We start from the raw sequence: 20,510 nt of genomic DNA, 5'->3' as shown, positions 1-20,510 counted from the left end.
CCGTTATGGGTTTAGTTTGGTTAGCGTCTAAACTAAGTACATCGAAGACAAGCTAACCGACACGGTGACGGCCCGACAAGAAGCAAATGGGAGCGCACCCATCCGGCGGGCACCGATCAGGGGAGACGACGAACCGCGGTGATGCGGCAAGATGACCAGGCGGACAGCAGGCGCCCGGCCGAGAGCGGAGCTTGATGTGAAGACCACCCGGGCCGATCCACAACCGGCCGACTTCACCGATGTGCGTGCGACCAACCTGGCCGTGGTGCTGCGGCACCTGCGCGCCCACGGCCCCAGCTCGCGCGCCGCGATCGCCGCCTCGACCGGGCTCAACAAGGCGACCGTGTCCAGCCTGACCGGCGACCTGATCCGGCAGCGGCTGCTGCGCGAGACCGGCCTGAGCGGCAACCGGATCGGCCGCCCCGGGACGGCGCTGGCCCTCGACGGCTCGGCGTACGCGGCGATCGGCCTCCAGGTCTCCGCCGACCGGCTCACCGCGCTGGCCGTCGACTTCGCGGGCGACCAGCTGCTGCTGTGGCACCGGGCGTTCGACGGCGAGCCGGCCACCACCGGGGCGGGCCGGGCGGTCAGCGCCATCGCCGCCCTGGCCCAGCGCGCCGCGACCCGGGTGCGCCGGCAGGGCCGTCAGGTGCTCGGCCTGACCGTGGCGGTGCCCGGCCTGGTCGCCGACGGCGGCACGGTCCGCCTCTCCCCGCCGCTCGGCTGGTCCGACGTCGACCTGCGCGGCCTGCTCTCCGGCTCGCTGCGCCAGCCCGGGCTGGACGTCGCGGTGGCCAACCACGCCGGCCTGGCCGCCGTCGCCGAGCTGCGCTACGGCGGGCATCAGGTCGAGCTCGATCTCACGTACGTCTCCGGCGCGGCCGGGGTCGAGGCCGGCATCGTGGTCGACGGCCGCCTGCTGCACGGCTCCCGTGGCTTCACCGGCCAGATCGGCCGTTTCGCGCTCGGCGCGGCCGGCTCGCCCACGCTGCAGGACCTGGCCGGCGTCGAGCCGCTGGTCCGGCGCGCCCTGCCCGGCTTCGACCCGGAGTCGCTGACCGACCTGGCGCCGGCCGTCGAGCAGGTGGCCACGCAGGCCCGCTCCGGTGACCCGGGCACGCTGGCCGCCCTGGGCGACACCGGCCGCCATCTGGGCCAGGGCCTGGCGCTGCTGGCGAACCTGGTGAACCCCGAGCTCATCGTGCTCGGCGACCACTACGCGGCACTGGCCGAGTGGCTGATCCCGGCGGCCGAGGCCGAGCTGACCCGCAACACCCTGGCGCCGGACGCGGGCGGGGTCCGGCTGACCGCCTCGGGTCTGGGCCTGCACGCCGCCGCTCTCGGTGGCGCGGTGTCCCACCTGGACCGGGTGGACACCGGCAGCCTGCCGCCGAAGCGGTGACCGGATCCGCCCGGGGCCGCACCCCGGGCGGATCTACACGTAACAATCGATGACCGAACATGCCCCGCGCGCCTTGACCGAGGCGTGACTGTGGTGCGAGCCTCAGGGAACTCCGTTCGAAACATTCGCGAAACCACTCGCGGAGGCTTCTTTCGCCGCGTAGTCGAAGCGCTTCGACGACCGGCTTGGCCCGAAGGAACACGTTGTGACCGCATCCCCCTCTCGCATCGTCTTTCGCGACCCGCAGCAGAAGCTCGCCAACCGGGTGTCCGACCTTCTGGGGCGGCTCGACCTGGCGGAGAAGATCGCCCTTCTGCACCAGCACCAGGCCGCCGTCCCCCGGCTCGGCGTCGCCTCCTTCCGCACCGGGACCGAGGCGCTGCACGGCGTCGCGTGGCTCGGCGTCGCCACCGCCTTCCCCCAGGCGGTCGGGCTCGCCAGCAGCTGGGACCCGGACCTGCTCCGCCGGGTCGGCACGGCGGTCGGCACCGAGGTCCGCGCCATGCACCACCGCGACCCGGAGAACGTCGGCCTCAACGTCTGGGCACCGGTGGTCAACCTGCTGCGCGACCCGCGCTGGGGCCGCAACGAGGAGGGGTACGCCGAAGACCCCTGGCTCACCGGAGTGCTGAGCACGGCGTATGCGAACGGGCTGCGCGGCGACGACCCCCGCTGGCTGCGCACCGCACCCACGCTGAAGCACTTCCTGGCCTACGACAACGAGACCGACCGGTGCCTGACCTCCAGCAACCTGCCGCCACGGGTGCTGCACGAGTACGAACTGCCCGCCTTCCGACCGGCCCTGGCCGCCGGCGCCGCGGTCGCCGTGATGGCCTCCTACAACCTGATCAACGGCCGGCCCACGCATCTCAGCCCGCTCATCAACGAGGTGCTGCGCGGCTGGGCCGAGGACGACGTGATGGTGGTCGGCGACGCGTACGCGGTCCAGAACCTGGCCGGCGACCAGAACCTGTTCGAGGACCACCCGGCCGGGTTCGCGGCCGCGCTGCGCTCGGGCATCGACTGCGTCACCGAACCCGGGCCGCTGTCCGAGGAGTCGTTCACCACCGCCCTGGACCGCGGCCTGATCACCGAGTCCGACGTGGACGCCGCGGTCCGGCACATCCTGTCGGTACGCGTACGCCTCGGCGAGTTCAACCCGGAGGAGGACCCGTACCGGGAGACCGGCCCCGAGGTGATCGACTGCCCGGAGCACCGCGCGCTGGCCCGGGAGGCGGCCCGCGCCTCGGTGGTGCTGCTCGGCAACGACGGCCTGCTCCCCCTCGACCCGGCGGCCACCCGGCGGATCGCGGTTCTCGGCCCGCTCGGCGACACCACCTTCGACGACTGGTACAGCGGCACCCCGCCGTACCGCCGGACACTGCGCGACGCCCTCGTCGAGCGGGTCGGCGCGGACGCGGTCGTCTTCCACGAGGGCGCCGACCGGGTGGCGCTGCGCTGCCCGGCGGGCCTGCTGTCGGCGGACCCGGCGGGCGGTCCGCTGCGCGTCGGCGAGGACGCGGACACCACGCTGTTCGACGTGCTGGACTGGGGTGAGGAGACGTTCTCGCTGCGGGCCGTCGTCAACGGCCGGTGCGTCGGCGCCGACGGATTCGGCCCCGAGGCGCACCTGCTGATCAACGACCGGCCCGGCCCCAACGGCTGGGAGGTGCGGGAGACGTTCCGCTTCGAGCCGGCCGGCGACGGTGTGGTGCTGTTCCACGTGCAGAGCGGGCGGTACCTGCTCGCCGGAGGGGACGGGCTGGTCCGTACCGGCGCCGCCCGGGCCGCGGACGCCACCGTCTTCACCGTCGACCTGCTGATCGACGGGGTCGCGGCGGCCGCCACGGTGGCCGCCGGGGCCGACGTGGTGGTGCTGGCGCTCGGCAACCATCCGCTGGTCACCGGCCGGGAGACCGCCGACCGCCGGGATCTGGCGCTGCCCGGAACCCAGGACGATCTGCTGCGCGCCGCCCGGGACGCCAACCCGCGGACCGTGCTCGTGTTGAGCAGCGGGTACCCGTACGCGATCGGTCATGCTCTTGATCTTTTGCCGGCGATCGTGTGGTCGTCGCACGGCGGCCAGGAGCACGGCACCGCCCTCGCCGACGTGCTCTTCGGCAGCGACCCGTCGGGCGCGCCCGTCGATCCGGCGGGGCGGCTCACCCAGACCTGGTACGACAGCGCCGGCGACCTTCCTGAGCTGCTCGACTACGACATCATCGCCACCGACGCCACCTACCTCTACTACCGGGGCACGCCGTTGTTCCCGTTCGGGCACGGGCTGTCGTACACCTCGTTCCGCTACGAGGATCTGCGCGTCAGCGCGGCGTCGACCGGCCCCGGCGGCGAGGTCACGGTCACCGTCGACGTGATCAATACCGGGCACCGCCCCGGTGTCGAGACGGTGCAGCTCTACACCCGCCAGCAGCGTTCCCGGGTCAAGCAGCCGCTGCGGCGCCTGCGCGGCTACCGCCAGGTCCGGCTGGCCCCCGGCGAACGCTCCACCGTGGAGTTCCTGCTGCCCGCCGCCGAACTGGCGTTCTGGGACGTGACCCGCTCCCGCTGGGTGATCGAGGAGGCCACCCACACCATCGCGGTCGGCCGGTCCAGCATCGATTGGCGCCTGACCGGGACGCTTCGCGTCGACGGCGAGCGCATCCCGGCCCGCTCACCCTGGTCACCGCTCCATCTGATCGACAACGACGGGTACGCGGAAACGACTCCCGTAGCCGTGCCGGAGCACCCCGGCGAGGCCCTGCGTGGTGACCGTCCCGGCGCGTGGGCGGTCTTCGACGAGGTCGACTTCGGCGTCACCGGCCCGTCCCGGGTCCGCGCCGCTCTCAGTGCCGCCGACGCTCCCGGCGAGATCGTCCTCCGCCTCGACGACCCGCTCTCCGGCCCGATCCTGGCCACCCTGAGTACGGCAGCCGACTCCGCCGCCCCGATCCCCCCGGTGACCGGCACCCACAACCTGTTCGTCCTCTACCAGACCCCCGACACCACAGTCACCACCATCACTTTCGACCGCTGACCTCTCCGGCCGGGTGTGAGGATGGGGCGATGACGAATCTGGGGCAGGTGCTGGCGTTCGCAGGGGTCATCGGGCTGGCGGCGGTGTCGCCGGGGCCGGACTTCGCGGTGGTGGTGCGGCGGTCGGTGGCGGCCGGGCGATGGCACGGGATGGCCGCGGCCACCGGGGTGGCGGCCGGGGTGTTCGTCTGGTCGGTGGCCGCCGCCATGGGGGTGGCCGCGATTCTCGCCGCGTCAGCCGTGGCGTTCACCGTGGTCAAGCTGGCCGGTGCGGCGTACCTGCTCTGGCTCGGGGTGAGCGCGCTGCTCGCGGCCCGGCGCGGCGGCGGTGGGATCGAACCGGCAGCGGAGGGGCGTCCGGAGAAGCGTCTGTGGGTGTCGTTCCGGGACGGGCTGGTGACGAACGTGCTCAATCCCAAGTGCGGCGTGTTCTTCGTGGCGGTGCTGCCGCAGTTCGCGCCGGTGGACGGCGCCGCCGCCGACGTGCTGCTGCTCTCGGTGGTGGCGGTCGCGGTGACGGTGGCCTGGTTCGCCGTGGTGGCGAACCTGGTCGCGGCTCTGCGCCGGGTGCTGTCCCGGCCGGTGGTGCGCCGCGCCCTGGACGCCGTCACCGGCGCCGTCCTGGTCACGATCGGCATTCGCCTCGCCGTCTCCCCCGCCCCGTGATCACGGCCGGGGTCGGCCGAGCCGCCGCCCTCGGAGGCGGAACACCATCAGCGTCAGGATGGTCGCGATCGTGACGAGCAGGGCGTGACGGAGGTGGGGGCCCAGGCCGCTCGGGGGACGGGCGGCGCGGACCACCCCCGCACTGATCACGTCGTCGGCCACGTCGACTGAGCGGATGTGCAGGTCGGGGCCGGTGAGCAGGGTTCGTGGAGCGGTGAACGGGCCGACCGCCCACACCTCGGTCGAGCGGATCCACTCGTATGCGGTGTGCCCTTCCCCGAGACGTGCGCCGCCGGTCTCGAAACCGGTGACGTCGATTCCCGCGAACGGGTGCGACGCCGTCACCACCGCCTCCCCGGTGGGCGACCAGCCGAGCAGCCGAACCGCCACCAGGTCGGTCAGCTCACGGATGGCGGGGGTGGACCGCTCCGCGCCGGTGGCCGGATCCACCATGATCAGTTTCCATCGGGACGGGTAGTCAGCGCCGTCGCAGCAGCGGCTCTGCCGGAGGAGGGTGAGGCCGAAACCGTCCGGGGTCCAAGCGCCCTTCCCCGCCAGGTGGCTGCCGTCGGCCGCCGTGAACCGGTTGATCACCTGCCCGTCCATCGAGATGACCGTGACGATGGCGCCCGACTGGAAGGCCAGCCGCCCGCCATCGCGGGAGAACGCCACCGTGTAGCCGTCCCGGTCGGTTCGCGGGTCGAGGTCGCTGATCACCCGGGAGGTGCCGGCCCCCGGATCCACCAGGTACAGAGAGGCGCTCGTGAGAGTCTCGCCGTCGGTCGTGTAGGCGGTCACCGCCAGCAACCGGCCGTCCGGTGACCAGGCCTGCGGCACGACCCGGTCGGCGCCGAGACCCGGCAGGGCCGTGTGGTCGCCGGTGCCGAGATCGATCACCGAGCCGACGGTGGCGAGCCGGGTCCCGTCAGGGGAGAGCACCGCCTGCTCCCCCGCGTACCGGAGAACCCCGGGATCGTGGGAGATGCCGTAGACGTCCTCGTGCGCGCCGACCAGAGCCAGATCGTCCTTGCTGCCGGGCAGCCACCAGTCCGGCGCGCCGAACACCACACTCGCCGCACCGATCGGCCGGTCCTCCACTTCGGAGGTGCCCCAGAGCGGGACCCCGACCCGGTCCGGCAGGGAGCCCGGTGCGGCCGCCGGCGCCGCCGGGAGATCACGTCCGGGCCGGTTCAGCGGGGCGATCACGGTCAGCGCGACGGCCAGGACGGCTGCCGCCGCGGCGAGGATCCGGCCCCGGCGGCGACGGCGCCGGGCCAGGTCGATCGCGCCACGGTAGAGGTCGTAGGGCTCGACCTGGTCGGCCCGCTCCCGCAGGGCTCCCCGCAACCGGGCTGTCACGATCGTCCCCTCACGGCTCGTCCGGCCGGCGCCGGCCGATCCTCGTCGACCAGATGTGGCGCCGTGGTCCGCAGCCGGGCCAGGGCGTCGTGGGTGTGCCGTTTGACCGTGCCGATCGAGCAGCCGAGCATCGCGGCCGCCTGCGCCTCGGTCATGTCCTCGTAGAAACGCAGCACGAGCACGGCGCGCTGCCTCGGGCTGAGCCCGCCGAGGGCCTGGTCCAGGGTCATCCGCAGGGCGGTGGTGCGGTGTGGATCCGGGCCACCGTGATCGGGTGGGGCGGCGGCCAGCCGTTCCGGCACCCGGCGGCGGCGCCACCAGGACATCTGGAGGTGGTACATGGTCCGGCGGACGTAACCCTCGGGATCGCCGTCGCGGACCCGTCGCCAGTGCCGGAGCACCCGGGCCAGTGCCGACTGGACCAGGTCCTCGGCGGCATGGTGGTCGCCGGTCAGCAGATAGGCGGCACGCGACAGGGCCGGCCCGCGCGCCGAGACGAAGTCCCGGAAGCCCGGATACCGATCCTCACCGGCTTCCACATTCACATTCTTCTTGAACGCCGGCCGCCGGCCCCTTGGTTGGGGGCCGGCGGCCGGTATTTCAGCGCCGGGCGGCGCGACGGTGGCCCAACCACCGCGCCGCCCGGACGATCTCTCACCCGGCGAGCGTTCCGCTCACCACGGTTCCGGTACGGGTGACCTGGTACGTCACGGTCGCCCCGCTCCAGAAGTAGAACCGCAGGTTCACCGGGGCGCCGTCGGTGACCTCGGCGAAGAAGTCCGGCGTCAACCTGATCACGCCGGCCGGGTAGTCGGGGGCGAAGGCCCGGTCGAACTCCTTGTACGGCGTCCAGCCGTGCGGCCCGGCGTTACCGCCGTCCACGTAGGTGGCCGTCATGGTGGCGAGACGGTCCCCGTCGAACGTGGTGGGGATCGCGAACGCACCGGTCTCCCCGGTCGCGGCGGCCAACCGCGGCGTGTCGAAGGAGACCACGTCGAGCCGCCACGGAACGCCGCGGGAGAACCGCAGCGACAGGGACGCTTTCACCCCGTACCCCTCGGTCCTGGTCAGACGCTGGAGCAACCCGGCAGTGAGGGTGAGCTGATCGCCGGAGACCTGGTAGTCGGGGCCGCGGCGCAGCGTGCTCCCGCCGAGGCGGACGTGGGTGAAGCCGAGGCCGTTGAGGTTGAGCGTGATGGTCTGCGCGGTGACCGGCGCGGATCGCCGGACGAACACCAGGTCGCTCGCCGCGGTGCCGGAGCGGGTGCGCCAGCTCGACGAGATCTGGCCGAACAGTTCGGTGTCGCGCCAGACCCCGGCCGTACGGTCGTAGTGCTGGCCGTTGTCCCAGAGCATCGTGGTGACGCCGGACGCGGCGGCCTGCTGCCCGAAGAGCTCGAAGAACTTGAGCTTCTCGCCCTGCTCGATGGTGCCGGTGTGCCGGTCGAAACCGAGCAGGCCGTACTCACCCAGGATCACCGGGATGCCCTTGCTGATCAGGCTGTCGCGGAGTCGCTGGAAGGTGCCGAGCAGGTCCTGCTGCGCGGTCGCGTCGAACCGGTAGCCGCCGGCCACGTTGACGCTGAACGGCCAGTAGCCGTAGTAGTGCACGGTGGCGATCAGGTTCGGGTCGTTCAGCGCGGTGAACTCGCCGGCCAGCGCGTCGAGGCGGCCCTGGTCGGCGTTGGTGTGCAGGGTCGGCAGGACCAGGAACCGCTTGGCGTTGCCGCCGCCGGTGCCGCGCACGATCCGGTGGAAGGACGCGTTCAGCTCGGCGAGCAGCGCGTAGTTCTCGGTGTCGCCGGAGCTGCCCGAGAACTGCGGCTCGTTGACGCTCTCCAGGAGCAGTTTGGGCGAGGCGTCCCGGAAGGCGCCGGCCACCTGCGTCCAGACGGCGTTGTAGCGGGCCAGCACGTTGTCGTGGTCGGTGGGCATGGTGTTGATCCACTGCCACGAGTCGTGATGAATGTTGATCATCACGTAGAGGCCCTCGTCGAGTGCCCAGCCGACGACCTCCCGCACGCGGGCCAGGTAGGCGGGGTCGATCGTGTAGTCCGGGGCGGGGCCCTGGTGCTGGCCCCAGGTGACCGGGATGCGGATGCTCTTGAAACCCTGGGCGCGGATGCCCCTCAGCAGCTCCCGGGTGACGCGCGGGTTGCCCCACGAGGTCTCGTCGGCGCCGGTGGCGTCCAGGGTGTTGCCGAGGTTCCAGCCCGGCTGCATGGCTTTCGTGATGGCGGCGGCGGTGGGCGCCGCCTGGGCCGGGCTCGCCCACGTCATCCCACCGAGGATCAGGACGAGCGCGAGCAGCCTGCCGAACAGTCGCGTCATGACGCTCCTAGCTAGGACGCGCGGGAGGACGGGGAATGGGAGCGCTCCCGCTTCACCTCGGCAGACTATGTATGAACGCCAAACTATGTCAATCGATGTCCACACATGACTGCGGACCACCCGGGGCGAGCGGGGGATGCGCTCCTCGCCCGGCGGTGGCCCGCAGACTCGCTGGAGATGCCCGCCGCGTCGTCGAAGGGATGTCCCGGCGGCGAGGCGTCAACACGACGCCAATTGCACGGAGGCTAGTACTCGGTGCATTCCGCAGAAAGGCGGACTCACGGAATCATGCACTTTCCACAACCGATTCCAGCCACTCTCGCAAGAATTGCCGACCAGAACTCCGGCGGGTTCGTCCAGCGCTGCTACCTGCAACTTTGCAAGTTGCACAAGATCATCCGATAACCATCCCTCCTAACTGGAATTGGCACGTCGAATTCTCGGCAACGCATTGTCGTAGCCCTATTACAGTTCGTACTCTGATGGTCAACTGCAATCGACCTTCGTAAGTACGATGCAGCGGGCCGGCTGTCACGGGGCCCGGAGGGGAGCAGCCATGCTTGTCAAAGTGCTCGACCAGATCACCGACGACCATCTGCTGGAGGCCGCCTGGACTCTGTACCTGGACGCGTTCGAGGAGCTGAACGCCCTCGCCGCCCAACGGCACCTGATGTACCGCTCCGAGTTCGACGAGGTCATGCGGGACACCCGGATAGACAAGTACCTGGCCCTGGAAGCCGATGGCACGCTGTCCGGCATCGCCTGTTACACCAACGTCCTCGAGGCGATCCCACTGATCTCGCCACAGTATTTCGAGCGGCACTGGCCCGAGCACTTCGCGGCGAGGCGAATCTGGTACATCGTCTTCGTCGCCGCCAACCCGCTAGGGAAGGGCAGAGACGCGTTCGCGCAGATCGTCGAGCAGATGTACCTCGTGGCAGCCACCCAGAACGGCATGGTCGGCCTGGACATCTGCACCTACAACGACGAGGTCAAGCGCATGTCGAAGCGGTTCCGCCTGATGGTGGGCCGCCTCTGCAACAACAACATGCGTTTCAACCAGATCGATCAACAATCCTTCTGGCTGTACGAGTTCCCCTCAGCCGCATAGGCGCGGCTGTTCATCGTCGTCATCAAGCCATAGGCGCCCTCCACATCGTCCAGAGCGGAGGCCCGTCGGGTAGTTCGATCACGGACCGCACCTGGTAGCCGTGCCGGAGGTACAGGTCACGGTTGCGGGGGTCGTTGGCCTCCAGATAGGCCGGGATGCCGGCGTGATCGAGCCGGGCGTGGTGACGGTCGAGCAGGGCGCTGCCGATGCCGCGGTTCTGCTCGTCCGGGCGGACCGCGAGGAACGCCAGGTAGTGGTGTGGCTCGAGCGGGTGGTGTTCCTCGATCGCGGCGTCCAGCCGGCAGGCGCGGTCGAAGGCATCGCCCGCCGCTTCCTTCAGGCGGCGCTCGTAGTCGATCGGCGGCGGGATCAGTGACGTCAGCGGGAACCAGAGGGCCACTCCGGAGAGGCGACCGGTCTGTGCGTCGGCGGTGGCGTAGACCTCGCCGTGCCGCGTGGCGTGCTCCACGAAGATCGAGAAGTAGGCGGGCGCCTCCCGGCGACGAACGTCAGGATCGGAGTGCAGCCACCGGGCGACCGGCCCGTCGCGCATCGCCTCGGCGACGAGGTCGGTGATCTCGTCGGTGTCGACCGGGGTGACATCCCGGATGACGAGTTCCTGGATGGCGTACGTCATCGGTTTCCTTTCTGGACTGAAGTTCAGTAGCGGTAGCCGTGCGTGCCCACGGGGGTCGGCGGCAACGGCGGTGGGAAGTCGTTCTCGACGAGTGCGGTGACCCGCACGTCGGCGCCGCGGCCGATCGCCGCGTAGACCTCGGGACGGACGGTCCGCATGATCAGTGCCCAGCCGAAGCCCAGCGCCGCGATCCCGAGGTAGGCGACCGGGAACACCCAGCGGAACGGGGACCCGGCCGGGACCTGCAGGAGGTCGCCGAAGCCGATGATCGTCGCGGCCAGCACGATGGAGAGCAGCAGGAACGCCAGGAACGGCGCCACGTAGGCACGCCAGAGGTTCTCCCCCCGGCGATGTTGCTGGAAGAACGCGATCACCGATGCGGACGCCGCCCACATCAGGACCAGGACCCCCAGCCCCCCGATGGTCGTCAGCCAGGCGAACAGGTAGAGCAGCGGCTCGGCCCCGGCCCAGGCATAGGCGCTGATCACACCGAGTGCCAGCACGCTCTGGGTGATCGAGCCGAGCAGCGGCGCCCCGGTCCGGGGATGCGTGTAACCCCAGGCCGACGGCAGCACGCCCTCGCGGCCGAGCGAGAACTGGTACCGGGAGACGGCGGCGTGGAAGGCCAGCAGCGCCGCGAAGACGCTGGTCATGAACAGCACGTAGCCGATGTCCACGAGGACGGCCGGCAGATGCGGCCCGACCAGGGTGAAGACCAGATCCGTCTGGTGCTCGGCGGCGACCGAGAGGATCTTGTCCGGCCCGGTGGTCACCGACATCGCCCAGGCCGAGACGCCGCAGAGCAGGCCGGCCAGGATGACCGCGAGATGCGTCGCCCGCGCGATCGTCCGCTTCGGGTCGCGTGCCTCCTCGGAGAGGACCACCGTCGCCTCGAAGCCGACGAAGCCGGCGATCGCCAGCACCAGCAACGAACCCACCACCGGTGTGACCATCGGCGCCGGCGACAGTGTCTCGAACGAGATCGATCCGCCGGCCGGGTTCGCGACCATGACCAGGTCGTAGAGGAGCACGATGCTGATCTCGGCGACCAGCAGGACGGCCAGCACCTTGCCGCTCAGGTCGACCCAGAGCACGCCGAGCACGGTGACCAGGACCCAGGCCACGAGGGCGCACGCATACCAGGAGACCTGGAGACCCATCGCGCCGAGGATGCCGGAAGCCGCCGAGCCGAACAGGCCGAAGAGCCCGATCTGCATCAGCGAGTACGCCGGAAGCGCGACGAACGCCGCCCCGACACCGACCACCCTGCCCAGCCCGTGACTGATGTAGGAGTAGAAGGCGCCGGAGTTCACGATGTGGCGGCTCATCGCGACGAATCCGACGGTGAAGAGCGACAGGATGCCGGCGACCACCAGGTAGGCGACCGGAACGGCGGTGCTGCCCTGGATGGCGTAGATCGCCGAGATGGATCCGATGATCACGGTGAGCGGCGCGGCGCCCGCGACTCCGAAGAAGACCACGGAGGCGACGCCCATCCGGTTACTGGCCAGGGCTCTGGTGATGATGTCCGGTTCGATGGCCGGCTTGCGGTCCATCAGCAGCCGTCCGGCCCATTGGTCCTGGTTGTTGTGGCGCAGCGCGTGTCGGCCGGAGGTCATCGGCGGCCAACGGTCACGACCGAGCCGATCGAGGCCTCGGTGTAGTCGACGATCTCCCGCAGATCGCTGGGAAGGGACGCGGCCGCGTTCGGCAGGAACTGGAACGCGTGCGGATAGTTCTCGAATCCGTAGAGCACGTGACGGGTCAGGCCGGTCGCGGAGACGAGACTGACCAGCATCCGGTCCACGATGCTCAGCTCCATGCCGCGGACGAGCAGGTTCGCCAGCCGGGTGGAGGCCCACGCCGCGGCGTTGCGCTGCTGGGCGCTGTTCGGCATGTAGAGCGTGTGACTGGTCCCGAGCATCCGCCGCCGCGTCACCGGCTCCACGGCGCCGAGTCGCACCAGCCTCTCGCCCACCCGCAACGCCGCGTCCTGTGACAGGAAGGCGAGCCAGGTCCGAACGTCCCGGTGTTGCGGCTGCGCGACGAGAAGGTCCAGGATGTCGTGGCCGAGAGCGTCGCGCGGTGGGTGGCGGTCGACGATGAAGAGGTCGCCGTCGGTTACTCCGATACGGCCTTCCAGGACCAGCTCAGCCAATAATGCGGCGGCCAGTCCCAGGCCGGTCGCACGAGGGTGGAGGCGGGAGCGCCCGGTCCGGTCCTCGTGCGCGATCAGGTAGTACTGGTCAGCCAACACTGCGTCACGCCCCTTAGACGCAAGTTCCAATGATCTTTTACCTATGTAGGAAACAAGACAGAACTCGATGTCCGGAGCATCATGTACCCAACACCAAGGTCAATACAAGAAGTACTAGACTTCTTATTCAGTCCTCGGTGCCGAGGTCCACTTTATTGATCTTTTCGAAATAGCGATCATGAATGGGTTACCGGATCGTCAGGGAGCGGTCGTAATATCGACTCCATCAGGACCGTAGGGGAGTCCAGGTGTCCGATATCGAGGGTCCGACGCTGCGTCGCCGCCGGCTGGGGGCGGAGCTCAAACGATGCCGGGAGGCCGCGGGCCTCACCCAGCAGGACGTGTCACGCCACTTCGAGTGGCATTCGGCCAAGGTGACCCGCATCGAGACCGCGCGGGTGGCGGTCACCCCGCGAGACGTGCGTGACCTGCTCACTCTCTACAACGTGCGGGAGCAGAGCTATCGCGAGGCGCTGGTCGAGCTGGCCCGGCAGTCCCGCGAGCGGACCTGGTGGACCGACTACCGCGACATCATGCGGCCGGGGAACTTCGTGGGTCTCGAGGCCGCCGCTTCGGCGATGCGGACGTGGGAGCCGGTGCTCGTGCCCGGTCTCCTGCAGACTCCCGCCTACATGCGGTCACTGATGAGAAGCGGACGCCCGACCGATCCCGAGGAGCACATCGACCGGCGGATCCAGTTGCGCCTGACCCGTCAGGGCCGGCTGACCAGTGAGCGCCCGCTGGAGTTGTCGGCCTTCATGGACGAGGCCGTACTGCACCATGTGATCGGTGGCGCGGAGGTCATGGCGGAGCAGCTTCGCCATTTAATCGAGGTAGCTAAATTACCGAATGTTTTCCTGCAGATACTGCCCTTCACCGCTGGTGGGCACCCCTTCCTGAGCGGCCCGGCAGCGCTTTTGGAGTTCCGAGAGACCACCCATTTGGATGTTGTTTACATGGAAGGCCTTGCGGGAGACTTGTACGAGGAACAACCAGACATGGTTGACTGGTATCGGCAGGAGTTCGAGCGATTGAGCGCCATGGCGCTTGACCATCGCACGACCATCAAGATGATCGAGAGTCTGCTCGTCGCTTAGCACTCCCGACGAACAATCACATCGAAGGGAGGTGCTTGAGTTGCTTGCGCACCAAATCAACGGGGCCGTCTGGAAGAAGGGCAGCCGTAGTAACGGTACAGGCGGCAGCAACTGCGTCGAGGTCGCATTCCTCGACGGTGGTGGAATTGCCGTCCGTGACAGCAAGGACCGGAGTGGACCGGCCCTCATGTTCACACCAGCGGAGTGGACCGCCTTCGTGGACTCTGCCAAGGACGGCGAATTCGACATCGTTTCGTGAGAGCCTACCGATAGGTGCGAGCCGATGGAAGGCCTGAGCCAAGGTCGACTTTCGTCATCTGCACCTTGAGGGATATCGCGGTGATTCGCTCGCGCGGGCGCCGCGGCATCGGCACGGCCCTGCCACTTTCCGTGGCAGGGCCATCACCATTCACACTTCCATTCCCGGCTATTCGTGAAGGCTTCTCTCGTTACTGATGAGGATCGGCCAGCATCACTGACACCGGGTTGATCGCACACCACTGAGCGTGAGCGGCCGCGGTCACGCCGCCTGGGCGAAGGCCGACCGCCGCAACTGACCCGCCCCGGCCGGCGGCGCGGCCGACCGGACCGTGGTGGCCCGGGCCTCGGCGAGCGCCGCCTCCCGCCGCAGGCTGTCCCGGCTCCGGCGGGCCAGCTGGACGTCGTGCCAGGCGGCCCGTTCCGCGGCCACCGCCGCCCGGTAGACCCGAGCCAGGTGCGCGGCCGACGCCCGGGACACCGCCACCTCCTGCTCCGCCGGGTGCAGCCAGGCGTCCCACCCGCCGCCGCCGGTCAGCGCGCCGACCACGGCGGCGGCCGGCAGCTCACCCCGGTCGGCGGCGGCCCGGACCGCATCGTGCAGGAAACGCTCGCGAGACGCGTACTCCGAAGGGTTCTGCGGGGTCCAGGGCGTGCCGAAGGCCGCTGTCGCCCGGCAGCGAGCCCAGCGCGCGTCCGCGGCCTGCCACGCCGCGAGGGCCGCGTCCACCCGGTCGGCGGCCGCCTGCCAGTGCCCCTGCCACCGGTCGACCGCCTCACCGGCCTGGGTGGCCGCCACCCGCACCTCTCCGGCGAACCGCAGCGCGTGCGCCACCTCCGCCGCTCGCCGGGCCCGCCGCTCCGCTCGCCGCCGCCCGGTCAGGCGCACCCAGGTGATCGTCTCGATCAGCTCGAGGCGCGGGTTGCGGACGCCGTCCGGGCTGGCCAGGACGACCAGGGCGGGCAGCGCGAGGACCATCAGGACGGCCCAGACGGCGATCGGTGCGGGCTCGGACAGCAGCATGTCGGCGAGAATGTTCACGATGGTCCGTTCGGTTCGGCTCGGTGCGCGGCGTGAATCGGGGCGAAGCTGGCGGTCGAGAGGTGGCGGGCCCACGGATCGCCGGGACGATCTGCCCGGAAACGATCAATGGCAGCGGGATCTTCCGCGACCTCGGAGAGACGGATCGTCAGACGGCGGCGGGCGGCGCGCGGGAGGTGAGGATCCCGGCGGCGTGCCGGGTGGCCGGCGTGCCGGTCCGGTCCGGCACGCGGTGGGTCGCGCTTTCCTCAGCGGTACGCCGTACGAGCTCCGCGTCGACGTAGGAGGCATCCTGGCCCGAGGGCGTCACGGCGCCGGCGCCGGCGTTCGGGCGCGCGTCGTGGGCCGGACCGGCGGCGGGATCCGCGACGAGGCCGGTCGTCTGAGCCGGGCACGCGGTGTCGATGGTGTGGACCGCGGGGGCCGAGTGCGGGTACGACGCGCCGGCACCGTGGCCGGCCGCCGTGAACAGGGCGAGGAAGAGCGCGAACAGGAATGGCAACGACCGGAGCAGCGCACTGCGTCGGATCGTTGCCATATCCCGAAAGTACCTGATTGTGATCTTAAGTCCGTTTCGGCGCGCCGTGCACCGGCTCAGGGGGCGGTCCAGCCGACCGGGACGAAGCCGATCCGTACGCGCTGCGGATGGTCACCGACCGGCACCGAGGCGACCGCCTGTCCGGTGGCGAAGCTGATCGCGGTGACCTTGTCGGCGCCGGCCTCGGAGATCACACAGTCCCGGCCGTCCGCGCTCACCGTGGCCCAGTACGGCTTGATCGCGGTGACCAGCGGCCCCGGGGTGAGGGTGGCCCGGTCGACGACGGTGGCGTAGTCGTCCATGGTCCCGGCGGCGCAGAGCTTGGCGCCGTCCCGGCTGATCGACAGGCCGTGGTGCCGGGAGTCGTTGACCCAGGTTGTGCGGTCCGGGTCGGTGGCCGGGTTCTGGGGAAGCTCCCGGACCCGGGTGATCCGGTCCGCCGCCACGTCGTACTCGATCAGGCCGGCGAAGAACGACACCTGGAAGTAGAGCTTGGACTCGTCCGGGGTGAAGACCGCCGGGCGGACCGCGTCGGAGAGGTCGTTGCGGCCGAAGGCGTCCAGGCGGTTGCGCATGTCGATGGTGCGGACCACCTGGAAGGTGCCGGTGTCGGCGACGGTGATCTTCCGGTCCCCCTTGGTGAAGTCCAGCCAGGGGTCGTCGAGGTCGGTGTTGACCTCGCCGATGGACATGTTCCACAGGTGGCGGCCGCCGCCGGTGTAGATGTTCTCGTGCGGTTTGTCGCCGGTCGCGAAGGAGCCGAGCTGCCGGCCGGTGACGATGTCGAGCACGTGCACGGTGTTGCCGGTGGAGGCGGAGACGGCGACCGAGCGGCCGTCCGGGCTGACCGCCATGTGGTCGGAGCGGAAGCCGCTGACCGGGAACCGCCAGCGCAGCCTTCCGGTGGCCAGGTCGATCGAGACCACGTCGGCGAAGCTGGGCCGGGAGATGACCAGGGCGTCGCCGGCCGGGGTGGTGTACATGTCGTCGACGAGCTGGTCGTGCCCCTCCCCCGGCCCCTGCCGGATGCCGAGGTAGAAGGCCAGCCGGATCGGGTTGAGGTAGATCTCGGTGAGCCGCTGGGTGCGGTCCGGCACCACGTTGAGCCGGCCGACGCGACCGTAGGAGCCACCGGCCTCGATGACGTCGACGGTGCCGTCCCAGTTGTTGCCGACGAACATGACCTGGCGCAAAGCGGGTGCGGCGGCCGCCGGCTCGGGCGCGACGGCCGTGCCCGCGGCGAGCAGGAGGCCGAGAGCGAGGGGTACGAGATGAGTCTTCATGTGATTCCCATCGATATCGTGGCCTGTTACTTTTCGGTAACACCAGGAGAACAAGAGGATGACTCACATCGATAGGTTGTGAGACCTAATGCGGACGCTCCCCGTTGTCGCCCGGACACAACCCGACCCGCTCGCCGCGCTGGTGCACGGGCTCGCCGACGACGCCCGGCTGGTCGACGACGTGGTGGCCGCGGCCCGCGCCCAGTCCCCCGAGGCCGCCCGGCTGCCCAAGACGGAGAGCCGCCGGTCCGTCGCCGCGCTGATCCGGGCCGGGTGCGCCACCTTCCTGCGCCCCGGCGAGCCGGACGACGGGGACTTCACCGAGGCGGCGCGGTTCGGGGCCGAGGGCGCGGCGCTCGGCGTGCCGATGGCGGCGCTGCTGTCCGGGGTGCACGCCGGCCGCAGCCGGATCCTGGAGATCGCGATCACCCGCGGCCGGGCCGCCGGCCTGCCCGACGACGTGCTGCTCCAGGGGCTGCTCCGGCTCGACCGGTACGGCAGCGCGCTGGAACGGCACGTGCTGGACGGCTACCGGACGGCGGAGCGGCAGCTCGGCAGCGACCGGCGGGCCGCCCGCGTGCGGCTGCTGCGGCACCTGCTGCTCGACGAGGAGAGCGACGGCGTGGATCCGGCCCGGTTCGGGCTCACTCCCGGCGGCCGGTACCACTGCGCCGTCTCGGACGTGGCCGAGCCGGGCCGGGTGCGGGAACTGGAGCAGGCGTTCGCCCGGTGCGGCGGGATCCTCGGGCCGGTACGGGGCCGGCTGTGCGGGCTCACGCCACGACTGCCGGAACTGACCACAGTGGCTCCGGCCGTGCTGGTGACGACTCCGCCCGTACCCCTGGAAAAGGCGACGGAGGCGCACCGCCTCGCCCGCCTGGCGCTGCACGCGGCTCGCGCCCGGGGTGTGACCGGGCCGTGCGAGGTGACCGAGCTGGCCGGGGAGACGGCGCTGGCGGCGCAGCCGATGCTGGCCGGATTCCTGCGGCACGGGCTGCTGGCGGCGCTGGACCCGGCCGACGATTTCCACCGGGAGCTGGCCGGTACGGCACTGGCCTATTTGGACCACGGACAGCGGCTGGACCTCACGGCGAGTGCGCTGCACCTGCACCCGAACACGGTGCGTTACCGGCTGCGGCGGTTGCGGGAGCTGACCGGGTTCGGCGAACGGCTCACCGTGCTGGAGACCGTCCGCTGGTGGTGGGCGCTACACACATGGCGGGGCCCGGTGTGATGGGCGGTCACACCGGGCCTCTCTAGCCGATCACCACTTGCGGTAGTCGGTCTGGGTCTGCGCGTTGAACTGCCACGTCCGTTCCCGCTCCGCCTTGTCGATGCGGCGGTCGCTGACCTCCAGGACGTCGAAGCCCTTCTGGATGTCGTTGGAGTAGATGTGGCCGTTGTACCAGTACGCCGACCAGGAACCGCCGACGATCAGCCGGTCGAGGCTGAGCGGGCCGCGCTCCCAGTAGGCGATCTCCACCGGCTTGCGCGAGTTGGTGAAGTCCCAGATCGAGATGCCGCCCTGATACCACGCCTGGACCATGATGTCGCGGCCCTTGACCGGGATCAGCGAGCCGTTGTGGGCCACGCAGTTCTCGGTGGTGGCGTTCTCCCGGGGGATCTTGAAGTAGCTGCGGAACTCCAGCTTGCGGTGCCGGCCCTTGCCGGTGATGTCGTAGATCGCGTCGGCGCCCTTGTTCGCGCCGATGGACGGCAGGCACTCCGCGCCACCGCCGCCGCCCAGCTCGTCGGTGAAGACGACCTTGGTGGCGTCGTTGTTGAACGTCGCCGAGTGCCAGAACGCGAAGTTCTCCGCGTCCCGCACCGTGGTGATCACCTTGGGCGACGCCGGGCGGGAGATGTCCAGCAGGACGCCGTCACCCATGCACGCGCCGGCCGCGATGTCCTTGGCCGGGTAGGCGGTGATGTCGTGGCAGCCGGTGGTCCGCCGGCTGTCGGCGTCACCCGGGAAGCCGCCGTCCGGGAAGAGCACCGGCGCGGCGATCAGGCTCGCGGTGTCCGGCTTCCGCAGCGGCACCTTGATGATCGAGATCTTGTCGTGCGGCTGCGCGCAGTTCGGCAGGTCCACCACGTCGAGGTTGTACGACGACACGTAGACGTACACCGAGCGATCGTGGCCCTTGCCCGGAACCAGCGTCAGGGTGTGTGAGCCGCAGTCGGTCTTGACCGCCTTCACGTACTTCGGGTTGCGCGGATCGCTGACGTCGAAGATCTTGACGCCTTCCCAGCGGGGCGCGGTGGACGGCTCCGCGTTCGGGACCGAGACGCTGTTGCACGAGTCGTCGTTGCGGATCGAGTCGGTCGCCAGGAAGAGCAGGTCACCCCAGATCGAGATGTCGTTCTGCGAACCGGGGCAGAGCACCTGGGTGACCGGCACCGGGTCACTCGGCCTGCTGATGTCGTAGACGCTGAAGCCGTTGTAGTTGCCGGCGTACGCGTACTTCCCCTGGAAGGCCAGGTCGCTGTTGAGCGCGCTCTCCGCGGCGAACGGGCCCACCTTCGGCTCGTTGGCGATCTGCTTGATGTTGGGGCTGCTGACGATCTGGTCCACGGCTGGGATGCCGGCTGGGTCCGCTTGGACCGGCGCGGCCACGACCAGGGTGGACAGGACCGCCGCCGCCCCGATACAGGCCAGGCGCTTGAACCGCCCTCGTGAGGCAGGATGCTTCATGAAGCTCCTTCCGGTTTCGGAGCACCGATGACGCACGGCGAGTCGTGTCGTCCGCACTATCGGTGACAGCGATGTCGGTCGTTACGATAACCGTCGAAGCCCGACCGTGGGGGTCGCCTGCCGGAAAGGAAATACATGCAACACCGACGCGCATGGGCTCTGACCGCCGCAACTGTGGTCCTTCTCGGCACCGTGGGCGCGGTGCTGGCCGCCCGGGCGTCCGGCCCGGCCGATCCGGTGAGCGCGCCCGCCGCCTCGGCCTCGGCGGTCCGCGTCGTCGTGCCGGGCCGCCCCGGCGAGTCGGCCGGTGTCACCGACTCCGATCACGTGCAGGCGCCCGCCGCGTCCACCTACAACCGGGCCGACGTCACCTATGCCCAGATGATGATCGCCCACCACGCGCAGGCGCTGCGGATGGCCGATCTGGCGCCCGACCGGGCCGCGAACCAGGGCGTGAAGAACCTCGCCGGGCGGATCACCGCCGCGCAGGGGCCGGAGATCTCGGTGCTGCGGACCTGGCTGGCCGACCGCGGGGAGCCGGAGTCGGACCCGGCCCACGACCACGCCGCGATGCCCGGCATGCAGTCCGAGTCCGCTCTCACCGATCTGGCCGCGGCCCGGGGCGCCGACTTCGATCGCCGGTTCGTCGCGATGATGACCGAACACCACCGTGGGGCCGAGACGATGGTGGGCGATCTGCTGCGTACCGGGTCGGAGGAGCGGCTCGCCAAGATGGCCAAGGAGACGGCGATCGAGCAGGTGATCGAGATCCAGCGGATGGCCGAGCTGGGCGTGAGCTGA

General features: G+C 70.2%; 18 protein-coding genes. 8 read left to right on the top strand and 10 right to left on the bottom strand.

Going from position 1 to position 20,510, the window contains the following annotated elements; genetic code table 11:
• The first annotated feature begins 196 nt into the window (after positions 1–196).
• The 3 genes from J5X75_RS19725 to J5X75_RS19715 all read left to right on the top strand — a co-directional run bounded on the left by J5X75_RS19725 (position 197) and on the right by J5X75_RS19715 (position 5,101).
• Complete coding sequence (locus J5X75_RS19725) at positions 197–1,402, top strand: ROK family transcriptional regulator (RefSeq protein WP_307798164.1); 1,206 nt, start codon at positions 197–199, stop codon at positions 1,400–1,402.
• A gap of 205 nt (positions 1,403–1,607) precedes the next feature.
• Positions 1,608–4,436, top strand: coding sequence for a glycoside hydrolase family 3 C-terminal domain-containing protein (locus tag J5X75_RS19720; protein WP_307798163.1), 2,829 nt, complete (start codon positions 1,608–1,610; stop codon positions 4,434–4,436).
• Positions 4,437–4,465: 29 nt separating this feature from the next.
• Positions 4,466–5,101 (top strand): LysE family translocator, encoded by a 636-nt coding sequence (locus J5X75_RS19715; protein ID WP_208468868.1) that lies wholly within the window; start codon positions 4,466–4,468, stop codon positions 5,099–5,101.
• Here the strand turns inward: J5X75_RS19715 and J5X75_RS19710 are convergent, their stop codons facing one another.
• From J5X75_RS19710 to J5X75_RS19700, 3 genes are all read right to left on the bottom strand, one after another.
• Entirely contained in the window at positions 5,102–6,460 is a 1,359-nt protein-coding gene (locus J5X75_RS19710; protein ID WP_208468867.1) for a TolB family protein, read from the bottom strand.
• Positions 6,457–6,999, bottom strand: coding sequence for a SigE family RNA polymerase sigma factor (locus J5X75_RS19705; RefSeq protein ID WP_208468866.1), 543 nt, complete (start codon positions 6,997–6,999; stop codon positions 6,457–6,459). The genes J5X75_RS19710 and J5X75_RS19705 overlap by 4 nt, the downstream gene beginning before the upstream one ends.
• A gap of 115 nt (positions 7,000–7,114) precedes the next feature.
• On the bottom strand, positions 7,115–8,791 hold the full coding sequence (locus tag J5X75_RS19700; protein WP_208468865.1) for a cellulase family glycosylhydrolase: 1,677 nt from the start codon (positions 8,789–8,791) through the stop codon (positions 7,115–7,117).
• A gap of 556 nt (positions 8,792–9,347) precedes the next feature.
• Here J5X75_RS19700 and J5X75_RS19695 point away from each other — a divergent pair.
• A complete protein-coding gene (locus J5X75_RS19695) occupies positions 9,348–9,902 on the top strand; it encodes a hypothetical protein (RefSeq protein WP_208468864.1) in 555 nt (184 codons plus the stop codon).
• A gap of 22 nt (positions 9,903–9,924) precedes the next feature.
• Here the strand turns inward: J5X75_RS19695 and J5X75_RS19690 are convergent, their stop codons facing one another.
• Genes J5X75_RS19690 through J5X75_RS19680 form a run of 3 tightly spaced genes read right to left on the bottom strand, consistent with a single transcriptional unit; the run spans position 9,925 to position 12,796 of the window.
• The gene (locus J5X75_RS19690; RefSeq protein ID WP_208468863.1) at positions 9,925–10,539 is read right to left on the bottom strand and encodes a GNAT family N-acetyltransferase; all 615 of its coding nucleotides are present in this window, start codon (positions 10,537–10,539) and stop codon (positions 9,925–9,927) included.
• A gap of 23 nt (positions 10,540–10,562) precedes the next feature.
• Positions 10,563–12,158 (bottom strand): APC family permease, encoded by a 1,596-nt coding sequence (locus J5X75_RS19685; RefSeq protein ID WP_208468862.1) that lies wholly within the window; start codon positions 12,156–12,158, stop codon positions 10,563–10,565.
• Complete coding sequence (locus tag J5X75_RS19680) at positions 12,155–12,796, bottom strand: GOLPH3/VPS74 family protein (RefSeq protein WP_204297309.1); 642 nt, start codon at positions 12,794–12,796, stop codon at positions 12,155–12,157. Before J5X75_RS19680 ends, J5X75_RS19685 begins: the two co-directional genes overlap by 4 nt.
• Positions 12,797–13,044: 248 nt before the next feature.
• On the opposite strand from J5X75_RS19680, the gene J5X75_RS19675 reads away from it, so the two are divergent.
• Positions 13,045–13,893 (top strand): helix-turn-helix domain-containing protein, encoded by an 849-nt coding sequence (locus J5X75_RS19675; RefSeq protein WP_208468861.1) that lies wholly within the window; start codon positions 13,045–13,047, stop codon positions 13,891–13,893.
• A 40-nt stretch (positions 13,894–13,933) separates the two neighbouring features.
• Positions 13,934–14,152 (top strand): DUF397 domain-containing protein, encoded by a 219-nt coding sequence (locus J5X75_RS19670; RefSeq protein WP_183224977.1) that lies wholly within the window; start codon positions 13,934–13,936, stop codon positions 14,150–14,152.
• Between the two features lie 261 nt (positions 14,153–14,413).
• On the opposite strand, the gene J5X75_RS19665 is transcribed toward J5X75_RS19670, so the two are convergent.
• From J5X75_RS19665 to J5X75_RS19655, 3 genes are all read right to left on the bottom strand, one after another.
• The gene (locus J5X75_RS19665; RefSeq protein ID WP_208468860.1) at positions 14,414–15,193 is read right to left on the bottom strand and encodes a hypothetical protein; all 780 of its coding nucleotides are present in this window, start codon (positions 15,191–15,193) and stop codon (positions 14,414–14,416) included.
• Positions 15,194–15,341: 148 nt separating this feature from the next.
• Entirely contained in the window at positions 15,342–15,731 is a 390-nt protein-coding gene (locus J5X75_RS19660; protein WP_208468859.1) for a hypothetical protein, read from the bottom strand.
• Between the two features lie 56 nt (positions 15,732–15,787).
• Positions 15,788–17,014, bottom strand: coding sequence for a YncE family protein (locus J5X75_RS19655; protein WP_208468858.1), 1,227 nt, complete (start codon positions 17,012–17,014; stop codon positions 15,788–15,790).
• 88 nt (positions 17,015–17,102) lie between these two features.
• Between J5X75_RS19655 and J5X75_RS19650 the strand changes: the two genes are divergently transcribed.
• The gene (locus tag J5X75_RS19650; RefSeq protein WP_208468857.1) at positions 17,103–18,248 is read left to right on the top strand and encodes an RsbRD N-terminal domain-containing protein; all 1,146 of its coding nucleotides are present in this window, start codon (positions 17,103–17,105) and stop codon (positions 18,246–18,248) included.
• Between the two features lie 30 nt (positions 18,249–18,278).
• Here the strand turns inward: J5X75_RS19650 and J5X75_RS19645 are convergent, their stop codons facing one another.
• Positions 18,279–19,709 carry a hypothetical protein gene (locus J5X75_RS19645; protein WP_208468856.1) on the bottom strand — a complete coding sequence of 477 codons (1,431 nt, stop codon included), beginning with the start codon at positions 19,707–19,709 and terminating at the stop codon, positions 18,279–18,281.
• Positions 19,710–19,844: 135 nt separating this feature from the next.
• Here J5X75_RS19645 and J5X75_RS19640 point away from each other — a divergent pair, with 135 nt between their 5' ends.
• A complete protein-coding gene (locus J5X75_RS19640) occupies positions 19,845–20,510 on the top strand; it encodes a DUF305 domain-containing protein (protein WP_208468855.1) in 666 nt (221 codons plus the stop codon).

Source organism: Actinoplanes flavus, from assembly GCF_017592555.1.
GTDB classification, from domain to species: Bacteria; Actinomycetota; Actinomycetes; order Mycobacteriales; family Micromonosporaceae; genus Actinoplanes; species Actinoplanes flavus.
The sequence above is the reverse complement of the archived record's forward strand: the minus strand, read 5'-3'. Positions and strand labels throughout refer to the sequence as shown.

Bases quoted from the DNA above. Each gene is read 5' to 3' on its own strand.
- J5X75_RS19715 (WP_208468868.1), top strand. From the start codon at position 4,466: ATGACGAATCTGGGGCAGGTGCTGGCGTTCGCAGGGGTCATCGGGCTG.
- J5X75_RS19700 (WP_208468865.1), bottom strand. From the start codon at position 8,791: ATGACGCGACTGTTCGGCAGGCTGCTCGCGCTCGTCCTGATCCTCGGT.
- J5X75_RS19695 (WP_208468864.1), top strand. From the start codon at position 9,348: ATGCTTGTCAAAGTGCTCGACCAGATCACCGACGACCATCTGCTGGAG.
- J5X75_RS19690 (WP_208468863.1), bottom strand. From the start codon at position 10,539: ATGACGTACGCCATCCAGGAACTCGTCATCCGGGATGTCACCCCGGTC.
- J5X75_RS19685 (WP_208468862.1), bottom strand. From the start codon at position 12,158: ATGACCTCCGGCCGACACGCGCTGCGCCACAACAACCAGGACCAATGG.
- J5X75_RS19660 (WP_208468859.1), bottom strand. From the start codon at position 15,731: ATGGCAACGATCCGACGCAGTGCGCTGCTCCGGTCGTTGCCATTCCTG.
- J5X75_RS19655 (WP_208468858.1), bottom strand. From the start codon at position 17,014: ATGAAGACTCATCTCGTACCCCTCGCTCTCGGCCTCCTGCTCGCCGCG.
- J5X75_RS19650 (WP_208468857.1), top strand. From the start codon at position 17,103: ATGCGGACGCTCCCCGTTGTCGCCCGGACACAACCCGACCCGCTCGCC.
- J5X75_RS19645 (WP_208468856.1), bottom strand. From the start codon at position 19,709: ATGAAGCATCCTGCCTCACGAGGGCGGTTCAAGCGCCTGGCCTGTATC.
- J5X75_RS19640 (WP_208468855.1), top strand. From the start codon at position 19,845: ATGCAACACCGACGCGCATGGGCTCTGACCGCCGCAACTGTGGTCCTT.